The sequence below is a fragment of the Billgrantia bachuensis genome, from assembly GCF_011742165.1.
Lineage (GTDB): Bacteria > Pseudomonadota > Gammaproteobacteria > Pseudomonadales > Halomonadaceae > Halomonas > Halomonas bachuensis.
Map to the genome: position 1 here is coordinate 1 of NZ_JAAQTO010000052.1, position 21,166 is coordinate 21,166.

Consider the following 21,166-nt stretch of genomic DNA (forward strand, 5'->3'; position numbering starts at 1 on the left):
GAATGCGATGCCCTGTGGTTGCCTGGCGGTTACCCGGAGCTGCATGCGGCGAGGCTCGCCGCCAATGCACCGATGCTGGCCGCGATACGTGCTCATCACGACGCCGACAGGCCGATTCTCGCCGAGTGCGGCGGGCTCATGGCATGCATGGAGCGCCTGGTGGATGGGCAGGGGAGCGAACACGCCATGCTGGGGCTGCTGCCCGGGCGGGCGTGCATGGCCGGCAAGCTCAGCGCGCTGGGGTTGCAGAGCCTGGCGACCGAGGCCGGCGAGCTGCGCGGCCACACCTATCACCATTCGCTGCTGGAAACGCCACTCGAGCCATTCGCGCATGCCCGGCGTCTGGCCGGCAGCCCGGCCGAGCCGGTCTATCGCCTGGGCGCGCTGACGGCCAGCTATTTCCATGGCTACTTCCCCTCGGCGCCGCGACTGGTGGCGAGGCTCTTCCGGGGCGAGCCGCTTTGACATGCGGATACCAAAGCCTGCCGCCGAGAGGTCTAGACTCCCAGACAGGCAGGCCGTATGCACGGTACATCGTGCCGTGCGCCGTCCTGCCCCATGGAAGCCAACGCCAGGGAGGTTCGCTATGACTCGCAATACATTGCGCCACGTACACGTGCCGATGACGTCCACCAAGAGCGGCACGCTCTACGACATTCTGCCGGACGTGATGGGCCTGACCGTCAAGATCGTCAACGTCTATTTCATTGGCGACCCCGAGAGCAACGAGGGCTGGGTTCTCGTTGATGCCGGTGTGCCGCACGAGACTAACACCATCCTCGAGGCGGCCGTACGCCGCTTCGGCGAGGGCGCCCGCCCCAGGGCGATTCTGCTCACCCATGGCCACTTCGACCACGTAGGCTGTGTAGTGGAGCTGGCGGAGCACTGGGACGTGCCGGTCTATGCCCATCCTCTCGAGATCCCCTACCTCACCGGCGAGGCGCGCTATCCCGACCCCGACAGCCAGGTGGAAGGCGGCATGGTGGCGAGTATGTCGCGTTTCTTTCCAACCCAGCCGATCGACTTGAGCTCGCGCATCGAGATGCTGCCCGAGGATCGCAGCGTGCCCGCCATGCCGGGCTGGCGCTGGGTGCCGACACCCGGGCATAGCCCCGGTCACGTCTCCTTTTTCCGCGACGAGGATAGGGCCCTGATCGTCGGCGACGCCTTCGTCACCGTGCGCCAGGACGAGCTGTACCAGGTCCTGACCCAGCGCCAGGAGCTCAGCGGCCCGCCGCGCTATTTCACGCCCGACTGGAACGCAGCGCGCGACTCCGTGAGGCGCCTGGCCGAACTGGCGCCCGAGGCGGCCATGACCGGCCACGGCATTCCCATGAAAGGGGAAGCGATGCGGCGCGATCTGAACGCTCTGGCCGATGACTTCGATAACGTGGCGCGCCCGGCCTATGGTCATAGCGTCGACAACGACCCCGAATCGGGGGACTGAACCAATACCGAGGAGAGCATGCCGATGCGAGACAACGCCAAGGATCCCCAGCGCCACGCCGAGCGCATGGCGCGCAAGCAGCGCATCATGCGCGAGCGCATTGCCAGCGCCCAGAACGAGCAGGGGTTGCTGCTCGTGCTCACCGGCCCGGGCAAGGGGAAGAGCAGCTCCGGCTTCGGCATGCTGGCCCGCGCACTGGGCCACGGCATGAAGGTAGGCGTGGTGCAGTTCATCAAGGGACGGCGGGAGACCGGCGAAGAGGCCTTCTTTCGCCGTCAGCCGGGCGTGGAGTACCACGTGATGGGCGAGGGCTTCACTTGGGATACTCAGGACCGCGAGCGCGACATCCAGGCCGCCGAAGCCGCCTGGGAGGTGGTGCATGGCATGCTTCAAGACCCCAGCTTCGATCTGGTACTGCTCGATGAACTCAACATCGCCCTGCGCTACGAATATCTTGATCTCGACCGTATACTCGATGACTTGCAGGCCCGGCCCGTGATGCAACACGTGGTGGTCACCGGTCGTCATGCACCCCAGCCGTTGCTCGAGCTGGCCGACACAGTCACGGAGATGACAGTGGTCAAGCACGCCTTCAAGGAGCAGGGCATCAAGGCGCAGAAAGGCATCGAGCTGTGACCCCAGATCACGCCTTTCCGGTGGCGCAGCGGGACGCTGTCTATCGCGCCATCCGCGAGCGCCGGGACGTGCGCGCCCAGTTCTTGCCGGACCCGATTCCCGCCGAGGTGCTGGCACGCCTGCTGAACGCCGCACATCACGCTCCTTCGGTGGGCTTCATGCAGCCTTGGGACTTCCTGGTCATCGACAGCCTCGAGGTGAGGCGCCGGGTGCATGGTATCTTCGCACGTGAGAACGAGAAAGGAGCGCAGCGCTTCTCCGGAGAACGGCAGCAGGTTTATCGCCGTCTCAAGCTGGAGGGGATTGTGGAGAGTCCGCTCAACCTGTGCATCACCTGCGACCGGACCCGTGGCGAGGGTCCCGTGCTGGGTCGCACCAGTATCGTCGAGACGGATCTGTTCAGCACCTGCCTGGCGGTGCAGAACCTGTGGCTGGCGGCCCGCGCCGAGGGTATCGGCGTGGGCTGGGTCAGCATCCTCGATCAGGATGAACTGGCGGAAGTGCTGGGCCTGCCGGAACGAGTCTATCCCCTGGCGTACCTGTGCCTGGGCTATGTCAGTGAATTTCTCGACCAGCCGGAGTTGGCCCGCTCCGGATGGCGACAGCGTCTACCCTTGACCGACTTGGTGCATGGCAATGGCTGGGGACACGCGCTGGAGGATGAAGCGCTACAGCAGGCACTGGGCGAGGTGGCTCGGCCATGACCACCTTGATGATCCAGGGTACTACCTCGGACGCGGGCAAGAGCACGGTGGTGGCGGGGCTGTGCCGGGTATTGGCGCGGCGCGGGGTATCGGTGGCGCCGTTCAAGCCGCAGAACATGGCGCTGAACAGCGCGGTGACGGTGGACGGCGGCGAGATCGGCCGTTCCACGGCGCTGCAGGCGCTGGCGGCCGGGGTCGAGCCGCATAGCGACATGAACCCGGTATTGCTCAAGCCCGAGAGCGATCGCGGTGCTCAGGTGATCCTGCGCGGCCGGGTCCATGGTCACATGGATGCGCTGGATTACCACGCCTACAAGCGCACGGCTCGCGAGAGTGTGTTGGCGGCGTGGCAAGCGCTGTCGGCACGCTTCGATGTCATCATCGCCGAAGGGGCGGGCAGCCCGGCGGAAATCAATCTGCGCGCAAACGACATCGCCAACATGGGCTTCGCCGAGATGGTCGACTGCTCGGTCATCCTGGTCGGCGATATCGACCGCGGTGGCGTCTTCGCGCAGCTGGTGGGCACCCTGGAACTGCTCAGCGAGAGCGAGCGCTCACGTACCCATGGCTTCATCGTCAACCGCTTCCGCGGTGATATCGCCCTGCTCGAGCCGGGCCTCGACTGGCTGGCCGAGCGTACCGGCAAGCCGGTATATGGCACGCTGCCCTACCTGCAGGGATTGCTGCTCGATGCCGAGGACAGCATCGGCCGCAGCAGCCGGGTGGGGCCGGGGGCCACGCTCAAGGTGATCGTTCCGGCGTTGCCGCGCATCAGCAACCATAACGACTTTGATCCGCTGCGGCTGCATCCACAGGTCGAACTCAGCTTTATCGGGCCGAATCAGGTCGGGCCGGGTCGCTCCCTTCCCCCTGCAGACTTGATCATCCTTCCCGGCAGCAAGAGCACCCGCAGCGATCTCGCCTGGCTGCGTGCCCAAGGCTGGGAAGCTGCCATCCAGCGCCACCTGCGCTATGGCGGCCATATCCTCGGTATCTGCGGTGGCTTCCAGATGCTGGGCCGCGCGGTGCACGACCCCGAAGGGCTGGAGGGCCCGGCGGGTTCGACCCCCGGACTGGGGCTGCTCGACCTCGAGACGCACATGGTGGCCGGAAAGCAGCTGCGCAACGTGAGTGGTCGCTTGCTAGCCGAGAGCGTGCCGATCGAGGGCTACGAGATCCACAACGGCGTCAGCACAGGGCCCGCCCTGGAGCGGTCTCTCTGCGAGTTGGAGGGGAGACCCGATGGCACCGTCAGCAGCGATGGCCAGATCATGGGCACCTACCTGCACGGCCTGTTCGATCGCCCCGAGGCCTGCGCGGCGTTGTTGGGCCGTTGCGGGCTCGACGTACAGGATGGCGCAGTGGACTACCAGGCCCATCGTCAGCAGGAACTCGACCGGCTGGCCGACTGCCTGGAAGCGCACCTGGACATGGAGGCCATCGAGCGTCTGGTGGGGCTCTGACGGTATCGTCCGGGAGGGTGACTACCGTGTGGGCCGACACCCTGGTGTCGGCCCGCTTGCGTGATACGTGAAGGGTTTCAGCCCGGGGCGATGGGCAGCTGGCGCTTGTGCTCGGTGCGACGATAGGTGGTGAGGATGGTATCGAAAGCACGCTCGGACACGTCACGGTTTTCCAGGAAGTCGTCGATCTCCTCGTAGCTGACGCCCAGGGCCACCTCGTCGAGCTTCTGTGGCGCGAGCGATTCGAGATCGGCGGTGGGTGCCTTGTTGACCAGCTCTGCCGGGGCACCGAGGTGCTGGCCGAGCAGGCGCACCTGGCGCTTGGTCAGGCCAGTCAGGGGTGCGACGTCGCAGGCCCCATCGCCATACTTGGTGAAGAAGCCCATGAGCGCTTCGGCGGCCTGATCGGTGCCGATGACCAGCCCGCCGCGAGTACCGGCTACGGCGTACTGAGCGACCATGCGCTGGCGCGCCTTGATGTTGCCCAGCACGAAATCGCGTTGGCCGGCGTCATCGAACGTCAGGCCACCGCTCTCCAGCGATTCCAGCAGCGCATCGCTGGCTCCCTGAATGTTCACGTCGAGCACTTCATCGGGCTGAATGAATGCCAGCGCCTTGTCGGCATCGTCTGCGTCCTGCTGCACACCGTAGGGCAGGCGCATGGCAACGAACCTGGCTTGCTCACCCTGCTCGCGGCGCTGCTCCACGGCCAGTTGGGCCAGGCGGCCGGCGACCGTGGAATCGACACCGCCGCTGATGCCCAGCACCAGCGTCGTCTGGCCGCTTTCCTGCATGATGTCGCAGAGGAAATCGCGACGGCGCTCGATCTCATGCTGGGCGTCGATATCGGCCCTGGCCTGCAGCTGCACGCCGATGGCGCGCTGCACGGCCTGGCGTGAGCGTTTTTCTTCCGTCGCCTCCGGTGTGCTCTCGAGACACAGTCGATGGTAATGGGGTAGGCGCTCCAGTGCGTAGTGGGCCGCGGCCAGGCGCACTTCGTTGCGCTCGCCGTCGAAGCGGCGGGTCTCGCAGAAATGGTAATACTGGCCGTCTTGACGGAAGGCCCAGGCGAAGCAGACGGTGCCGATGGGTGTATCGTCGTCGCCGGGGTTGGGGCCGGCAATGCCGGTGTTGGCCAGGGCCACATCGGCGTCATTGTTGTTCAATGCACCAGCGGCCATCTCGCTGGCCACGGCTTCGCTGGTCAAGCCGTATTCGTCGATGGTATCGAAGCTGACGCCGAGGTAGCGGTTCTTCGACTGAGGCGAATAGACCCCGAGCCCGCAGTCGATACTCTGGCCGCTGCCGGGTACCCTTGCCAGCTCCGATATGATCAGGCCAGCGGTGCAGGACTCGGCGGTGGCGAGCTTGAGTTCGTTGTCGATCAGGTAGTCCGTAATGCGATCCAGCAGTTCCATTGCCATTTCTCCTGTCAATGCGTCTTCTTAGGCTAGACCACCCGGATAGCATGTTCCGCTGGCATGTCCCAGTCAGGCAGGCGGTGGGGCAATCCCGGCGAACAGTGCCGGATCGTCGCTGATCGCGCTGTCTACACCCCATTCCCAACGCTGGGCGAAGGCAGCGGGATCGTTGGGCGTATAGCACAGCAGGCGATAGCCGGCGGCCTTGATCTCCCGGGCGCGGCGGGCGGTGAGTCGTGTCCAGTCGGTATGAATGCTATAGGCATCGAGCGCCTCGCAGCGCGACTGCCATTTTTCGGACACGCTCTCGGTCAGCACGCCGATGGGCAGCAGCGAGGCATCGGCCAGGGAGCGGGCATGATGCAGGGCAGGCTGGTCAAAGGAGGAGAGGATCAATCGCTCGGGGGGGAGGGCCTTGAGCAAACGAGGAACCACCACCTCGGCCAGCTCGGTACCGCTGCGCCGGCTGGTGACCTTGAGCTCCATGTTGACGCCCATGTCCAGCTCCACCAGCAGTTCCAGCATGTCGCTCAGGGTGGCCATGCGTTCGCCGCGGAAGTCGTCGCTGAACCAGGCGCCAACATCGAGCTTGCGCACCGCGGCCAGATCCAGCGTGGCGAGCCTGCCGTGCCCATCGGAGCAGCGCTTGAGCGTGGCGTCGTGCCAGATCACCGGTGTGCCGTCGCCGAGCAGCTGGACGTCGAGCTCCACCCATGGATAGCCTGCGTCGTGCGCGGCCCTTACGGCCGCCAGGGTATTCTCCGGGGCGTGGGCGGAGAGGCCGCGGTGTGCGATCAGTCTGGGCAGCGCGATAGCGGGGTGCGATGAAGGCATGTCTGGGCTCCGGTGGGGGATCTGGTCAGGCTAACCGATAGTAATGACAGGGTGGCGATCACCCACGAGCGGCACGCGTGGAATCGACCGCGACTATGCTAGGCTTGCAGCCTTTGACGATGCAATGAGGCAAGGCATGAAGGTGATGACCCCCGAGCGGGACGAGCAGCGCGATGCCTGGCTCGCCCGCCTGTGCGCCGATATCTATGGAAGGGAAGCGGGGCTATCGCCGTTGGTCACGTTCACCGGTACGCGACAGGTTCTGTTCGCCCAGGAAGCTGCGCGGCTCTGGGCGCTGGTGGACGATCAGGGCAGGCCCGGTGCGCTGGCCCTGCTGGCGCTCGACTCATCGGGCTCGGGCATGGCGCTGCGGCTGCATGCCTCGCCTGGCGGTGACCGGGAGAGCCTGCGTCGATTGATCCGCGAGCTGGCTCAGAAAGCACCGCTGAGAGTTGATGCACTGGATCAGGATGAAGAAGCGTTCTTTCGCCGTTGTGGGATCGAGCGCTGGTTCGCGGCGCCGGGCGGTCAGCGCGTTGGCCTCTCACCCCATCATCCGGCACGTGGCGTGAACGAGCTGGAGCCGGCGCTGGGTTTCGACGACGAAGCGGTCTTGAGGCGTTTCAAGCACGATCCGCGCTTCTTCGAACAGGAGAAGGCGCTCTTCGTCGAACGGCTGGCGGCGTTCCCCGGCTGAGCGCCGTTGGAGGTAGCAGAGCACTTGACCCCGTACGTGAACAGCGGTTGGATGATGCAAATCTATCGTTAGCGAACAAAGGGAAATGTCATGGCCAAGCGCATCCAGTTTGCCCGTACCGGCGGCTCCGAGGTACTCGAGTTCGTCGACGTGACACCGGCCGATCCTGCTTCCGGCGAGGTTAGGGTCAGGAACGAGGCCGTCGGGCTCAACTTCATCGACATCTATTTTCGCACCGGTCTCTATCCCGTTCCGGGACTACCATCGGGGCTCGGCACTGAGGGTGCCGGCGTGGTCGATGCCGTGGGCGAGGGTGTGAGCCACCTGAAGGAGGGCGACCGGGTCGCCTATGCTCAGGGGCCGCTCGGCGCCTATGGCGAGTTTCATGTGTTGCCGGCGGACAAGGTGGTGGTGCTGCCCAATGCGATAACCTCGGAAACTGCGGCGGCCAGCATGCTCAAGGGGCTCACCGTGCAGTACCTGCTGCGCCAGGCCTGTCCGCTCGAGGGCGGCGAGACGATCCTGTGGCACGCTGCTGCCGGCGGCGTGGGCTCCATCGCCTGCCAGTGGGCAAGGGCGCTGGGCGTGAAGCTGATCGGTACCGTCAGCTCCCCCGAGAAGGCAGAGCTGGCCAAGGCCAACGGTGCCTGGGCGACCATCGACTACACCCGCGAGGACGTAGTGGAGCGGGTTCGTGAGCTGACCAACGGCGAGATGTGCGACGTCGTCTACGACTCGGTGGGCAAGGATACTTGGGTCACCTCGCTGGATTGCCTCAAGTCGCGCTCGCTGATGGTCAGCTTCGGCAATGCCTCGGGGCCGGTCGAGGGCGTCAATCTCGGCATTCTCAACCAGAAGGGCTCGCTGTTCGTGACCCGCCCCAGCCTCAACGGCTACGCCGACAGCCGCGAACGGCTGGAGATGATGTGCCGCGACCTGTTCGACATGCTGGGCAGCGGCAAGGTCACGGTCGACATCGGCCAGCGCTTCGCCCTGGCCGACGCCGGCAAGGCGCAGGATGCCCTGGCCGGGCGCAAGACCACTGGCTCGACCATTCTGCTGCCATAAGCCAACGGACCTCCGCTACGATGCGACGCCCGCCTCCGCGAGGCGGGCGTCGTCGTTGCCGCCCGCTGTGGCAAGGCTAGGCGTACTCCTGGGGCGATTCGATATCGAGCTGCGGCAGGATGGCATCGAGCTCGAACTGCGAACTGGGCGTCAGGGAGCCGTTGCGGGACTCCCCAAGCGAGGGTGAAGCGAGTTCGAAACCGTCGGCGTGATCATCGAACTGCAGGATGTCGCCATCGAACTCGTCGAGCGTATTGTGCAGGTTGTCGCGCAGCGCGGCGAGCATCGTCGTGCCATTCTCGCCCTCGGCAATCGCATTGATCCACTCCACCGTCTGCTCGGGCGAGAGCCCGTGGAGCTCACCGTAGCGGATCAGCAGGGGCACTGCGCTGTGCCCCTCGCCGCTCTGGTCGATCAATACCTGGGCGGCCTCCTCGCTGAAGCCGGCATGGGCGAGAAAATCCGCCGTGGCCTGGGTCTCGAAGCGGCTGTTGTGCTGCGCCGTCAGGTAGGCGTCACGGCCGAATTGGACCAGGGTCGCCAGGGTGGCGATACCGAAGCCGACCGGGCCTGCCAGCGACGAGCTACCGAATACCGCATAGCCGACCCCGCCCGCCACGGCCGCGTTGAGACCGGCACCGACGACATCACCCTCGTTCAGGCGAACCAGCGCATCGACACCGGCTAGCCCGGCACCGAACAGGTGCACGAACTTGCCGCCCAGCTTGAGGCCGGGGGTGGACCGGGAGCCTTCGCCGCCGGTAAGCAAGGCATCGACCAGCTGAGCGCCGTCGACACCGACCCGCGCCGTCTCGATGGAAACCTGCAGGGCGCTGCGCAGCGAGGGATCGTCGCCGTAGGCCTCGATGGCATTGGCCAGCCCCGAGCCGACGATGGCGAGCGCCGAGGCGCGGAAGGCGCGGTTGTAGGGCGAATCGCGGAAGATCTCGTTGGTCTTGTCCAGGGTGTTGTTGAGGTTGCGCGCCACGTCGATTTCGTACCGCTGTGGATCGAAGTCCTCGGTGAACTCAGGTATCAGGGTTTCGAAGGCATCGGCGAGCTCGTCGAGTTCGCCGGCCGTGGTGCCGAGCAGTTCGGCGAGCCCTGGGTTGTCGCGCAGTGTCTCGTCAAGCCGGGTCCGGGCCTCCTCCAGCGACTGAGCGTCGCTGGGGTCGATGTCGCCGGACGGCAGGATCACGTTCTCGCGCAGATAGGCCCCAGCCAGGCTCACCGCCAGGGGGTGGTCTTCGGTGATGCCGAGTTCGTTGAAGGTCTCGATCAGGGCGTCGCCCGACTCTCCCGTCACCAGCTCGGATCTCTCCTGCAGGGCCGTCGAGACGGCCAACTGGGCGTTGGGATCGTCGAGCAGGGCGTCGATGCGTGCCTGTTGATCCGCTCGCACCTCGTCGGGCAGCGCCTGCAGCTGCTCGATCTGTTCCAGCAGCCCGGCACCGCTGTCGGCCAGTTGTTCCTGGAGTGCTTCGAACTCCGCCTCCCAGTCGGGATTCGAGGCGATGTAATCGTCGATCGCCGCTTCGAGCTGCTCCTGCGTCATCGCCGCGCCACCGTTGAGGATGAGGAAGCTCAATTCGTCGAGATGCTCGTGATAGTCTTCGGCCTGCCCGGCGATGGTGTGGTCGCGGAACTGCTCCACCGCGCTGAAGACCTCGTCACGAAAGCCCTCCACGCCTTCCAGCGATGCGATCGCCAAGGCCAGGCTGGGAATGGCCTCGCCGGAGGAGACCGCCTCGTGCATCTCGTTGCGCACCGTGTTCATGTCGACCGGGAGCTGCTCGGCGAGCCGGTTGGCCGTGCGGTCGCCCGCTTCCGTCCCGGCGATGCGGTCGAGGATTTCCATCAGTATCATGGTGCCGTTCGGCCCGGCCATCGCCCCGCCGTATGCCTGCAGGTCGCCCTGGTTGGCCGCTTCGATCTCGTCGACCAGGGCTTCCACCACCTCGCTGGCAAGCTCGGTTCCCAGCCCCTCGGTCAGGGCGTCGAGGCGTTCGATCGATTCTAGCGTGCGCTGTTGAGGAGTGTCCGTGCCTTCCCGCTCACCATTGAGCGGCTCGGCTGCCCAGGCGGCGGCGTCATCGATGATCGCCTGGGCGTCGCTGGAGCGGTCGAGAGCGTCCTGCACCCGTTCGGGGGCATCGTCCCGCCCCGCTTCATAGGTGCGTAGCGCACTGGCCGGATCGTCCTCGGCGCGGGCATCGGCGATGATCTCGGCCCCTGCTTCGGCGGCGATCTCCCGGGTGTCGCTGGAGCGGTCCAGGGCGGCTCGTACCGACGACGAAGCTTCCTCATACCCCTCTTCGAGTACGTCGAGCGCTTCCTGCGGATCGCTGTGTTCGCGGGCTTCGGCAATGATTTCGCGTGCCGCTGCTTCTGCTTCCGGCCCGGTATGGCTACTCGGCTGAAGCGCCAGCCCGCTATTCTGTGCGGCCTGCTCTATTGCCATCTGGGTGGGGCCGGCATCCACCCAGTCGTGATCGTAGATGCGCTGCAGGGCGGCCTGTCGCTCATCGGCGGGCAGTGCCGCCAGGTAGCGTTCGATGTCCAGGGAGAGGGCGTCGATCTCGGTATCGAAATCGACCGCTGCCGGGTCGTCGGTATATTCCAGATCGTTGCCACGCTCGCGCAGGCCGCCGATAAAATCGTCTTCCCCTGTGGGAACGCCTTCGGCGTTGCGCGGCGACTGGGCCGCCTCCTCGGGGGAGGTATGCGGAACGAACACGACGTCCCCGGGGTCGATCTCGCCCGGATGGGAGATATCGTCGCGTTCGTTCAGGACGAGGAACTCGTCGAAGTCGAGATGTAGTTCTTCGGCGATCTCCCACAGGCTGTCGCCCTCCTCGACGACGAAGACACGTTCCGTCGTATCGTCGAGTTCGCCTGGGCCATCTGCTGATGCACGGGCGCTGAGGGCATCCTCGACGGCTTGCTCGAAGCGTCGACGCTCCGCTTCGGTCATGGACTTGGACGTCACGCCGTCGGCCTGATAACGGCGCAGCGACTCGATATCGATCCGGTATGACATGCTCCGCTCCTCCCTCCGTGAAGGCTTAACCATAGGGAGGAGCGAGGGCCGATTGTCTGAAGTTTTATTGAATCTTTTGTGGCATCCGTCTCGTCACTCGTTGCTGACGTAGGCACCCATGGCACGCATACGTGACTCGAAGCGCGCCACGTTGTCGACCAGGCCATCGGGACCGAAGGCCACGCACTCGGCCAGCAGGACTTCGATCAGGGTGATGGCGGAGAGGATCGAGGGGAAAAAGTGCGGCGTGGCATTGGCCACGGTGAAGGTCATGGTGGCGCCGGGGACCAGCGGCGAGCGTAGGGTATCGGTGATGACGATGGCCTTGGTTTCGCCCGCGCGGGCGATGTCCAGGGCTCGTACGGTCTCGGCACAGTAGGGCTCGAAGCCGAAGGCGACCACCACATCGTTCTCGCCAAAGGGCGCCAGTTCGGTCAGCAGGCCGCCTTCCTGGCCGCGGATCAACTGGACGTTGGGCATGGCGATGCGACCCACATAGGCGAAGTGGTAGGCGCAGGCGAAGGTATCGCGAAAACCCACCACGGCAATCTTCTCGGCTTCTAGCAGCAACCGGGCGGCGTCGCGCACCCGGGCCTGGTTGTCGGCGGTGAACAGGCGGCCGATATTGTCGAAGGCGGCATCGCCCACGTCGAGGAAGACCTGGTCATCGGTCTGGCTGGCCAGGGTGCGCAGGTCGCTGGCGCGGCCCGAGAGCTCCACCGGGCCGGCCTGGACGGCCGACTGGAACACCTCACGGAACTGCTCGTAGCTGTCGAAGCCCAGGCGCTTGGCCAGGCGTACCAGGGTCGAGGCGGTCACCCGCGCTGCGCCGGCCGACTTGCGGATCGACTGGAAGGCGATTTCGACCGGGTGCTCCAGAACGTAGCCGGCGGCGAGTTTCAATTGCGGACTGAGCTCGGGGTAGGCGGCGGCCAGTTGCTGATTCACGGCATCCAGCCCCGTCGCCGGGGCATCCTGGCCGTTTTCCCCATCGGCAGTCTGCGGATCATGTTCCAGCACGGCGGATCTCCTCGTTGGATCATGGCCCCGCAGCAGGTCAGATCGGCCGGGGCGAGGCGCATTGTAACGCATGACAATGGTGAATGAACGAAACGAATGTTTCTATTTTATTTTCCAGATGGCACGTGCGTATTGACGGCGTGCCGCGCCTTGACTAGGATGCCGGACAAAACAAGTGTGCCGTTTGTGTTTTTATAACGGCACGTTTGTTTCTGTTCGGTATCAACCGTGCCGAATGTTATGGAATCCCAGTCAACGATGCGTCGAGAGTGACCGAACCCGCCATGAACTCAGCCACCCCTGAAACCCTCATCATTGACCGCCAGGGCGCGGTCTTGGAGATCCGCTTCAACCGGCCGCACCGCCTCAATGCGGTGATTGAGACCCTCTACGCCGAGCTGCTTTCGGCCCTGGCCGATGCCGAGGCCGACCCCGGCGTGCGCTGCGTGATCCTGACGGGGGAAGGGCGCGCCTTCTGCGTCGGTGCCGACATGAAGGAGCACGGCGGGGCCAGGCGTACGCTGTTCCAGCGTCGCCAGTACCTGCAACTCGGCAACGATGTGTGCGAGGCGATCCTGCGCCACCCCAAGCCAGTCATCGCCGCCGTCAACGGCTACGCCTTGGGGGCCGGCGCCGAGATGGCGGTGAGCTGCGACTTCATCGTCATGGCCGAAGAGGCTCAGATCGGCTTTCCCGAAACCAGCATCGGGACCTGCGTCGGTGGCGGCGTATCGAAGCTGCTGCCGCAGCTGGTGGGGCTGAATATGGGACGTCAGCTGCTCTATACGGGACGGCGCATCGACGGCCGCGAGGCGGCGCGTATCGGCCTGGCCACTTCCAGCCATACCGGGGAGACGCTGCTCGCGGAGGCCCGGCGCCTTGCCGAGACCCTGGCCAGACAGGCTCCGGTGTCGATCGCCATGCTCAAGCGCCTGGTCAACCAGGGCAGCGATACCGGCCTCGAAAGCCAATTGCAGCAGGAGCTGGACGCCGTCTTCACCTGCTCGACCACGGATGACTGGCAGGAGGGGGTCGACGCCTTTGCCGAGAAGCGCGCCCCCGAGTTCAAGGGCAAATGACAGAGCCAAGGATGCGAGACATGAACCCGATCGAAGGACACCTCCCCATGCGCAGCCCGCTGCACGACATCCTGGCACCCACCGGCATCGCCGTGGTGGGTGCCTCCAGCGACCCCACCAAGCGCGGCTACAAGGCCATGGTCGGGCTGATCAAGGATGGCTTCCGTGGCGACATCTACCCGGTCAATCCCAAGGCCGACATGATCCTCGGCATCAAGGCCTGGCCCTCGATCGCCGGGATTCCCGGCAACCCGGAGCTGGCGCTGATCTGTACGCCGGCTGCCAGCGTGCCGGGGCTGATCGCCGAGTGCGGCCGTCGCGGTATCAGGGGGGCGGTGATACTCGCCAGCGGCTTCGCCGAGATGAGCGAAGAGGGCGCCGACCTCGAGCGCGAGATGATGGCCAAGGCCGAGGCGCACGGGGTGCGCGTCATCGGCCCCAACACCTCCGGTGTCTTCAACCTGCATCATCGGCTCAACCTGCTGGCGCTGGACAACGTCAAGCCCGGCGACGTGGGCATTATCTCGCAGTCGGGCAACATGCTGCTGTCCCTGGCGCTGGAGGCGCAGCACAACGGCCAGGTCGGTTTCTCCACCTACGTAGGGCCGGGCAACCAGAGCGACATCGGCTTCAACGACTACCTGCGCTACCTCGGCGAGGACGAGCACACGCGGGTGGCCACTCTCTACGTGGAGGGCTTCCGCGACGGGCGTCGCTTCCTCGAGGTGGCGCGCGACGTCACCGCCATGAAGCCGGTGGTGGTCTACAAGTCCGGCTCCACCGAGGCCGGCCAGAGGGCGGCCAGCTCCCACACCGGGGCGCTGGCCGGCAGTTACGCCATGACCGTGGACCTGCTGCGCCAGGCCGGGGTCAGCGTGGTGCAGCACTCCGACGAGATCCTGCCGGTGGCCGAGGGCCTCGGCCTGCTGCAGAAGGCCCGCGGCAAGCGCGTGGCGGTGGTCTCCGATGGTGGCGGTCAGGCCACCATCGCCTCCGACCGCCTGGCCGAGGCGGGGCTGGAACTGGCCGAGCTTTCCGAAGAGACCCGCCAGAAGCTGCGCGACGTGCTCTTTCCCCAGGCTTCGACAGTCAACCCGGTGGACGTGGCCGGCTCCACCGATGCCAATCCGTCTCTGCTGGCGACGTGCATGGAGATCGTCGCCGCTGACGACAACGTCGACAGCGTCTTCCTGGTGGGCATGTTCGGCGGCTACAGCATGCGCTTCGCCGAATCGCTGCTGGGCGACGAGATGCGCGGTGCCGAGGCGATGGTCGACCTGTCGAAGGCCACCGACAAGCCGCTGGTGATCTACAGCCTCTACGCGCCGATCAAGCCGCCGGCCCTGCGCCGGCTGCACGAGGCGGGTCTGCCGATCTACGCATCCATCGAGCATGCGGTAAGAGTGCTCACCGCGCTGGGCGAGCGCGGCGATTACCTGGCGCTCGCCGAGACGTACCCTCGCGAGCCGGCGCTCTCGCCCAAGCCAGCGCTTGGCGAGATGTTCGCCCGCGCCCGCGCCGAGGGGCGCGACCTGTTCGAGTACGAGGCCAAGCAGCTGCTGCGCGAGCACGGCATCGAGGTGCCGCAGGAGATCGTGGCACGCAGTGAAACGGAGCTGGTCGAGGCGGCGACCAGCTTCGGCGACACGCCGCTGGCAATGAAAGTGGTGTCGAAGGATATCCTGCACAAGTCGGATGCCGGCGGGGTCAAGCTGAACCTGATCGGTGAGTCGGCGCTGCGTCGCGCGCGGGAGGATATCCTCGCTTCCTGCCGCGCCTACGATGCCCAGGCCGAGATCGAGGGCGTGCTGGTCGCACCGATGGCGAAGAAGGGCGTCGAGGTGATCGTCGGCGTGATCCGCGACCCGATCTTCGGCCCGGTGCTGATGTTCGGCCTGGGTGGTATCTTCGTCGAAATTCTCGAAGACGTCGCCTTCCGTTCGATCCCGCTGTCGCGCCACGACGCACGCAGCATGGTGGAGCAGATCAAGGCGCGCAAGGTCCTAGAAGGTGCCCGCGGCGAGCCTCCGGTCGACAAGGAAGCGCTGGTTGAGCTGCTGCTCACGGTAGCGCGTATCGCCGATGCCTACCCGCAGCTTGCCGAACTCGATCTCAACCCGGTAATCGTCAATGCGGATGGATATGCCGTGGTGGACGCACGCGTTATCGTGGAGCGTGAATTCGCCACCGATGCCAAGGAGTCCGCCGCATGAGCGAGAGCCCGATTTGTCCTCCACAGCCCGTACTGCAGGATGCCCTTCTCACCCTGGAAGGAGGTGTGGCAACCCTTACCCTGGACCGACACGACGTGCGCAACGCACTGACCGGCACCGCGCTGGCCGATGATATCGTCGCTACGGCCGAGTGGGTCAACCGCTGCGACGAAGTCTCGGTGCTGGTCATTACCGGCGCGGGTTCGGCGTTCTCCGCCGGCGGCAACGTCAAGGACATGGCCAATCGCGGCGGCGACTTCGCCGGCGACGTGGCCGAGGTGGCGGCGCGCTACCGGCGCGGCATCCAGCGCATCCCGCTAGCGCTGCAGGCAGTGGAGGTACCGGTGATCGCCGCAGTCAACGGGCCGGCCATCGGCGCCGGCTTCGACCTCGCCAACATGGCCGATATCCGCATTGCCTCGCGCAAGGCCAAGTTCGGCGAGACCTTCCTCAACCTCGGCATCATCCCCGGCGATGGTGGTGCCTGGTTCATGCAGCGGCTGATCGGCTACCAGCGCGCCTTCGAGCTGACGCTCTCGGGGCGGGTGATCGACGCCGAGGAGGCCCGGGAGTACGGCATCGTGCTCGAGGTGGCCGAGCCGGAATCGCTGATGGAGCGGGTGGGCGAACTGACGGCACGCATCGCGGCCCAGCCGTCCAAGGCCACGCGCCTGACCAAGCGACTGATGAAGATGGCCCAGCGCACCGAACTCAAGGATTTCCTCGATGTCTGCGCGGTATTCCAGGGCATGTGCCACAACGAGCCGGAGCATCTCGAGGCGGTCAGCGCCATGCTCGAGAAGATGGCGAAGTGAATCTGTCCTAGCGATATGAACCCGGCCCCTGGCCGGGTTCATACATTACGGATCAGGAAGTCTCAGAAAACGCTGGATTTTTTCGCTCCTGGCTGTTGTGCTTGTGTCTGAGCCACGACAGGGAGTGGATATGGCCGACCATACGCTGGTATTCATCGTGCTGGGCCTGACGCTGGCCGCCTTCGTCTGGGGTCGTTTTCGCTTCGACCTGGTGGCGTTCTCGGCACTGCTGGCCACGGTCATGCTGGGACTGGTTCCTGGCGAGGAGGCTTTTCTCGGTTTCGGCCATCCAGCGGTAATCACTGTGGCTGCGGTGCTCGTGCTCAGCCGGGGGTTCGAGCGTTCCGGGGTGGTCGACATGATCGCCGAGCAGGTGCTCAAGGTCGGCGACCGGCTATTGCTGCAGCTCGTGGCGCTGACGGGCACAGTGGTGGTGCTGTCCGGTTTCATGAACAATGTCGGCGCCCTGGCGCTGCTGCTGCCGGTGGCCATGCGACTCGCACGCGAGCACGATACCTCGCCATCACTGCTGTTGATGCCGCTGGCCTTCGGCTCGCTGCTTGGCGGCCTGATGACGCTGATCGGTACCCCTCCCAATATCATCATCGCCAGCTACCGTGGCTCGGTGACCGACGAGCCCTTCGGCATGTTCTCGTTCTTTCCCGTCGGGGCCGTCGTGGTGTTGGTGGGGCTTGCCTTTATCGTACTACTGGGTTGGCGCCTGGTACCCAAGCGGGCGGGCAAGGCTTCCACCGAGGAGATGTTCGACACTGCCAATTACCTCGTGGAACTGAAGGTCGACGAGGACGCCAAGGCGGTGGGCTGGACGCTGCGCGAGTTGCAGCGGGAACTGGAGGAAGCCGTACCGGTGCTGGCCGTGGTGCGCGATGAGCGGCGCTGGGCCGGGCATGCCTTCCTTGGCACGCTGAAGGCCGGAGATATCCTGCTGGTCGAGGCCGGGCCCGAGGAGATGAAGCTGCTCGAGGACAAGGCCGGGCTGCGTGTGGGATTGGGTCCCGAGGAGCAGGAGGCGCAGGAGAACGAAGCGCAACCGGAGGAGAACAACGCTGAAACCTGCGGGACAAACGCCGAACCGACTCGGCAAGGAAGCGGCGCCGAGGGCAGGACGAGCAAGGAGAACGGAAAGAGCAGATCCGAGAAGAAGTCGGCAGACACCGAAGGGCTCGAGCTGGTCGAGGCGGTAGTACGCAACGACTCCATGATGATCAACCGCACCGTCACCCAGCTGCGCCTGCAAAACCAGTATGGCCTGCACCTGATCGCCGTAGCCCGTGATGGCGGGCGGCTCAAGCAGCGCCTGCGCGACATCCGTTTTCGCGCCGGCGACGTGCTGCTGCTGCAGGGGGGGGAGAGCAACCTGAGCGAAAGCCTGGCGACGTTGGGCTGCCTGCCACTGGCTCGGCGCAACCTGCCGCTGGGGCAGCCGCGTATGCTGTTGGTATCGATAGGCGTTTTTGCTGTGGCAATTCTGGCCATGCTGATGGACCTGCTGCCGGCGGCTGTTGCCTTGTCGGCGGCGGCGCTGGTCTCGCTGCTGGTGGGTGTCCTGCCGCTGCGCGAGGCCTACCAGGCCGTCGATGGGCCGATCATCGTACTGCTGGCGGCGATGATTCCGGTAGGACAGGCGCTGGAAACCAGCGGTGGAGCGGCGCTGGTGGCCGAAAGCCTGGTGCTGGCCGGTGAGCAGTGGCCAGTGCTCGTATTGCTGATCGGCCTGTTCCTGGTCTCGATGCTGCTCTCCAATGTGATCAACAATGCGGCGGCGGCGCTGCTGATGGCACCGATTGCCGCCAGCCTGGCCGAAGGCTTCGGCACTTCGGTCGATCCCTTCTTGATGGTGGTTGCCGTCAGCGCCTCCTGCGCTTTCCTCACGCCGATTGGGCACCAGTCAAACACCCTGGTGATGGGGCCCGGCGGCTATCGCTTCGGTGACTACTGGAAGATGGGCCTGCCGCTCTCGCTATTGGTGCTGGCGGTGGCGATGCCGATGATCCTGTTCGTCTGGCCTCTGTAAGCAAAAGCCCCGGCGCTGGGCCGGGGCGGTAGGTGACAATGGTCGAGACAAGCGTCAGGCGGCGTTGTGGCGCAGGATATTGGCCTTGTCGGTGGCGAATTCGTCGTACTCGAAGTCGTCGACGCTGAGCAGTTCCAGCACCTCGGCCTCGAAGCGGCGCATGAACTCGGCATCCTCCTCACTGACCAGCCCCTTTTCCCGGGCGGCTTCCAGACGGACCTCGGGGTGTAGTGCCTGGCGCGGCAGCTCGCCCTTGGCGTAGGCCTTGCTGACCGTGCGATAGAGCGCCTCGGCGCGGTCGTAGTCGGCCAGCAGGGCGTTGTAGCGGGCCAGCGGGTTGTCCTTCACGCCGTCGTCGTTCTGCCACGTCGCCTCGATCAGCTTGGCGCGCAGCGCCGTATCGCGCGATACCGCCTGGGCGATCTCCCGGGTCAGCTTATCGGCAGGACGCTTCCAGCGACGGCCCAGTGGCATCACCACCGCGCGCAGTACGCCGGCCAAGGCCCGGTTGGGCAGGTTGTCGAACAGCTCGTCGAAGGCCTGCTCGGCGCGCTGCAGCAGGTGAGTGCAGCTGTAGTGGAGCAGGGCGGCCTCGCCTTCGACCTTGTCGCCCTCCTGCCAGTGCTTGAGGACCATTGAAGCTAGGTAGAGGTTGGAGAGCACGTCGCCCAGGCGCGCCGAGATCATCTCGCGCTGCTTGAGGGCGGCGCCGAGACTGGCCATGGCGGCATCGGCGCACAGGCTGAAACCGGCCGACAGGCGCGCCATGTCGCGGGCGTAAGGCGCGGCGACCGCGTCGAAGGGTACGCTCGGTTTGCCAATGCCGAGCCCCATGGTGAAGGCGCGGGCGGCGTTGCCGAAGACTAGTGCGGCGTGGCCGAAGAAGGCGCGATCGAAGGCGGGGAGGTCGTTGCTGTCGGAGGCGGCCAGCTCCTTCAATACGAACGGGTGGCAGCGGATGGCGCCCTGACCGAAAATCATCAGGTTGCGGGTCATGATGTTGGCACCCTCGACCGTGATCGCCACCGGATTGGCGCTGTAGCCGATGCCCAGGTAGTTGCGCGGCCCCAGGGTCACCGCCTTGCCGCCGTGGATGTCCATGGCGTCGGAGAGCACGATGCGCTGGAACTCGGTGAGCTGGCTCTTGAGGATCGCCGAGGGTACCGCCGGCTTCTCGCCGCGATCAATGGTGTTGGCAGTCTGGTAGACCGCGGCCTGGGCGATATAGCCCAGCGCGGCCATGCGTGCCAGAGGCTCCTGCACGCCCTCCATCTCCACTACCGGCACGTTGAACTGGCGGCGGATACGGGCGAAGCCGCCGGTCCAGCCCAGCGCATAGCGCGAGGTGCCGCTGGCGCCGGAGGGCAGGGTGATGCAGCGGCCGATGGAAAGACACTCCACCAGCATGCGCCAGCCCTGGCCGATCATCTCGGTGCCGCCGATAATGGTGTCGAGCGGCACGAAGACGTCCTTGCCCTTGATCGGGCCGTTGAGAAACGGGCTGCCGATGGGGTGGTGGCGGCGGCCGATCTCCATGCCCTGGGTATTGCGCGGCACCAGTGCCAGAGTGATGCCGCGGTCCTCTTCCTCGCCCAGCAGGTGGTCGGGATCGAACAGGCGAAAGGCCAGGCCCACCACGGTGGCGATGGGCGCCAGGGTGATCCAGCGCTTCTCGAAGTTGAGGCGCAGGCCCAGCACCTCTTCCCCGTCGATAACCTGCTTGCACACGATACCGGTATCGGGCAGCGAAGTGGCGTCACTGCCGGCACGCGGTCCGGTGAGACCGAAGCAGGGGATGTCACGGCCATCGGCCAGGCGCGGCAGGTAGTGATCCTTTTGCGCCTGGGTGCCGTACTTGAGCAGCAGCTCGCCCGGGCCCAGGGAGTTGGGCACGCCCACCGTGACCATCAGCGTTTCGCTGATCGAGAGCTTCTGCAGCACCAGCGACTGGGCCTTGGCCGAGAAGCCCAGACCACCGAACTCCTTGGGGATGATCATGCCGAAGAAGCCTTCCTTCTTCAGGTACTGCCACAGCTCCTCGGGCAGGTCGGCGCGCTCCTTGGCGATCTCCCAGGCGTTGCACATGCCGGCGGCTACCGAGCACTGATGATCGATGAAGGCGCGTTCCTCCTCGCTCAGGCCGTCATCGTGATAGCTCATCAGCCTGTCCCACTGCGGGCGGCCCGAGAACAGCTCGCCGTCCCAGGCCACGGTGCCGGCTTCCAGTGCGGTGCGCTCGGTATCCGAGACCTTGGGCGAGACGCGCTTGAACATGACGAACAGGCGCGGCGTGAGCCACTGGATGCGCAGTGCCGGGAGGCCAGCCACGGCGACCACTGCTGCGCCGAGCAGCAATAGTACGCCAAGCACGGGGGTACCCAGCAGCACCCCCACCAGACCAAGGCCGCCGAACATGACCAGGGTCGGCACGGCGCCAGCTTCGCGCCGCATTATCGCCAGCAGGCCGGCAATGGTGAGAATGAGGAGTATGAGGGTGAGCATTTCTTCAGCGCTCCCTTGGTTCATGTTTAGAACAGTTGTTTGAATGAGTCAGCCTAGCCCATCTTGCGACAGGAGACCAGCCCAGGGAAGGCATGAATGACTGCGCCCCGCTCGATTGAACTGACCCCCGAAAGTTGGACACTGATCCAACCGTAGGGGGTTTTGCATGGCCAAGTATTCGGCCGAGTTCAA

Annotated in this window: 15 protein-coding genes and 1 pseudogene; 11 read left to right on the forward strand and 5 right to left on the reverse strand. The window is 65.5% G+C overall.

All coding sequences use genetic code 11. The features are described from left to right. The 5 genes and pseudogenes from HBJ55_RS18435 to HBJ55_RS18455 form a co-directional block, all read left to right on the forward strand. Positions 1-465: pseudogene (locus tag HBJ55_RS18435) on the forward strand (cobyrinate a,c-diamide synthase); the annotation flags it as partial. 121 nt (positions 466-586) lie between these two features. Beyond that, complete coding sequence (locus HBJ55_RS18440; protein ID WP_167118476.1) at positions 587-1,447, forward strand: MBL fold metallo-hydrolase; 861 nt, start codon at positions 587-589, stop codon at positions 1,445-1,447. Between the two features lie 24 nt (positions 1,448-1,471). Next, a complete protein-coding gene (cobO, locus tag HBJ55_RS18445; protein WP_167118479.1) occupies positions 1,472-2,083 on the forward strand; it encodes a cob(I)yrinic acid a,c-diamide adenosyltransferase in 612 nt (203 codons plus the stop codon). Further along, positions 2,080-2,787, forward strand: coding sequence for a 5,6-dimethylbenzimidazole synthase (bluB, locus tag HBJ55_RS18450; protein ID WP_167118482.1), 708 nt, complete (start codon positions 2,080-2,082; stop codon positions 2,785-2,787). The genes cobO and bluB overlap by 4 nt, the downstream gene beginning before the upstream one ends. Next, complete coding sequence (locus HBJ55_RS18455) at positions 2,784-4,250, forward strand: cobyric acid synthase (protein WP_167118485.1); 1,467 nt, start codon at positions 2,784-2,786, stop codon at positions 4,248-4,250. The genes bluB and HBJ55_RS18455 overlap by 4 nt, the downstream gene beginning before the upstream one ends. 77 nt (positions 4,251-4,327) lie before the next feature. On the opposite strand, the gene nadE is transcribed toward HBJ55_RS18455, so the two are convergent. Then, positions 4,328-5,668: an NAD(+) synthase gene (nadE, locus tag HBJ55_RS22660; RefSeq protein WP_338072048.1), complete on the reverse strand. Its 1,341-nt coding sequence runs from the start codon at positions 5,666-5,668 to the stop codon at positions 4,328-4,330. A 72-nt stretch (positions 5,669-5,740) separates the two neighbouring features. Continuing rightward, the gene (locus HBJ55_RS18470) at positions 5,741-6,505 is read right to left on the reverse strand and encodes a glycerophosphoryl diester phosphodiesterase (protein ID WP_167118487.1); all 765 of its coding nucleotides are present in this window, start codon (positions 6,503-6,505) and stop codon (positions 5,741-5,743) included. 136 nt (positions 6,506-6,641) lie between these two features. Here HBJ55_RS18470 and HBJ55_RS18475 point away from each other — a divergent pair, with 136 nt between their 5' ends. Both HBJ55_RS18475 and HBJ55_RS18480 read left to right on the forward strand, forming a co-directional pair. Further along, positions 6,642-7,202, forward strand: a complete 561-nt coding sequence (locus HBJ55_RS18475) for a hypothetical protein (protein WP_167118490.1) — start codon at positions 6,642-6,644, stop codon at positions 7,200-7,202. Positions 7,203-7,292: 90 nt separating this feature from the next. After that, positions 7,293-8,270 (forward strand): NADPH:quinone reductase, encoded by a 978-nt coding sequence (locus HBJ55_RS18480; RefSeq protein ID WP_167118493.1) that lies wholly within the window; start codon positions 7,293-7,295, stop codon positions 8,268-8,270. 76 nt (positions 8,271-8,346) lie between these two features. On the opposite strand, the gene HBJ55_RS18485 is transcribed toward HBJ55_RS18480, so the two are convergent. Both HBJ55_RS18485 and HBJ55_RS18490 read right to left on the reverse strand, forming a co-directional pair. Beyond that, positions 8,347-11,310 (reverse strand): LysM peptidoglycan-binding domain-containing protein, encoded by a 2,964-nt coding sequence (locus tag HBJ55_RS18485; RefSeq protein ID WP_167118496.1) that lies wholly within the window; start codon positions 11,308-11,310, stop codon positions 8,347-8,349. 93 nt (positions 11,311-11,403) lie between these two features. After that, complete coding sequence (locus HBJ55_RS18490; protein WP_167118498.1) at positions 11,404-12,330, reverse strand: SIS domain-containing protein; 927 nt, start codon at positions 12,328-12,330, stop codon at positions 11,404-11,406. Positions 12,331-12,614: 284 nt separating this feature from the next. Here HBJ55_RS18490 and HBJ55_RS18495 point away from each other — a divergent pair, with 284 nt between their 5' ends. From HBJ55_RS18495 to HBJ55_RS18510, 4 genes are all read left to right on the forward strand, one after another. After that, entirely contained in the window at positions 12,615-13,409 is a 795-nt protein-coding gene (locus tag HBJ55_RS18495) for an enoyl-CoA hydratase/isomerase family protein (protein WP_167118501.1), read from the forward strand. Between the two features lie 20 nt (positions 13,410-13,429). Then, positions 13,430-15,622, forward strand: coding sequence for an acetate--CoA ligase family protein (locus tag HBJ55_RS18500; RefSeq protein WP_206022758.1), 2,193 nt, complete (start codon positions 13,430-13,432; stop codon positions 15,620-15,622). Next, positions 15,619-16,437 carry an enoyl-CoA hydratase-related protein gene (locus HBJ55_RS18505; RefSeq protein WP_167118504.1) on the forward strand — a complete coding sequence of 273 codons (819 nt, stop codon included), beginning with the start codon at positions 15,619-15,621 and terminating at the stop codon, positions 16,435-16,437. The genes HBJ55_RS18500 and HBJ55_RS18505 overlap by 4 nt, the downstream gene beginning before the upstream one ends. Positions 16,438-16,567: 130 nt before the next feature. Next, a complete protein-coding gene (locus tag HBJ55_RS18510; protein ID WP_167118507.1) occupies positions 16,568-18,472 on the forward strand; it encodes an SLC13 family permease in 1,905 nt (634 codons plus the stop codon). 54 nt (positions 18,473-18,526) lie between these two features. Here the strand turns inward: HBJ55_RS18510 and HBJ55_RS18515 are convergent, their stop codons facing one another. Continuing rightward, positions 18,527-20,974 carry an acyl-CoA dehydrogenase gene (locus HBJ55_RS18515; RefSeq protein ID WP_167118509.1) on the reverse strand — a complete coding sequence of 816 codons (2,448 nt, stop codon included), beginning with the start codon at positions 20,972-20,974 and terminating at the stop codon, positions 18,527-18,529. Positions 20,975-21,166: the final 192 nt, after the last annotated feature.

Coding starts and splice junctions, on each gene's coding strand:
- HBJ55_RS18440 (WP_167118476.1), top strand. CDS start 587: ATGACTCGCAATACATTGCGCCACGTACACGTGCCGATGACGTCCACC.
- cobO (WP_167118479.1), top strand. CDS start 1,472: ATGCGAGACAACGCCAAGGATCCCCAGCGCCACGCCGAGCGCATGGCG.
- HBJ55_RS18455 (WP_167118485.1), top strand. CDS start 2,784: ATGACCACCTTGATGATCCAGGGTACTACCTCGGACGCGGGCAAGAGC.
- nadE (WP_338072048.1), bottom strand. CDS start 5,668: ATGGAACTGCTGGATCGCATTACGGACTACCTGATCGACAACGAACTC.
- HBJ55_RS18470 (WP_167118487.1), bottom strand. CDS start 6,505: ATGCCTTCATCGCACCCCGCTATCGCGCTGCCCAGACTGATCGCACAC.
- HBJ55_RS18475 (WP_167118490.1), top strand. CDS start 6,642: ATGAAGGTGATGACCCCCGAGCGGGACGAGCAGCGCGATGCCTGGCTC.
- HBJ55_RS18480 (WP_167118493.1), top strand. CDS start 7,293: ATGGCCAAGCGCATCCAGTTTGCCCGTACCGGCGGCTCCGAGGTACTC.
- HBJ55_RS18485 (WP_167118496.1), bottom strand. CDS start 11,310: ATGTCATACCGGATCGATATCGAGTCGCTGCGCCGTTATCAGGCCGAC.
- HBJ55_RS18495 (WP_167118501.1), top strand. CDS start 12,615: ATGAACTCAGCCACCCCTGAAACCCTCATCATTGACCGCCAGGGCGCG.
- HBJ55_RS18500 (WP_206022758.1), top strand. CDS start 13,430: ATGAACCCGATCGAAGGACACCTCCCCATGCGCAGCCCGCTGCACGAC.
- HBJ55_RS18505 (WP_167118504.1), top strand. CDS start 15,619: ATGAGCGAGAGCCCGATTTGTCCTCCACAGCCCGTACTGCAGGATGCC.
- HBJ55_RS18510 (WP_167118507.1), top strand. CDS start 16,568: ATGGCCGACCATACGCTGGTATTCATCGTGCTGGGCCTGACGCTGGCC.
- HBJ55_RS18515 (WP_167118509.1), bottom strand. CDS start 20,974: ATGCTCACCCTCATACTCCTCATTCTCACCATTGCCGGCCTGCTGGCG.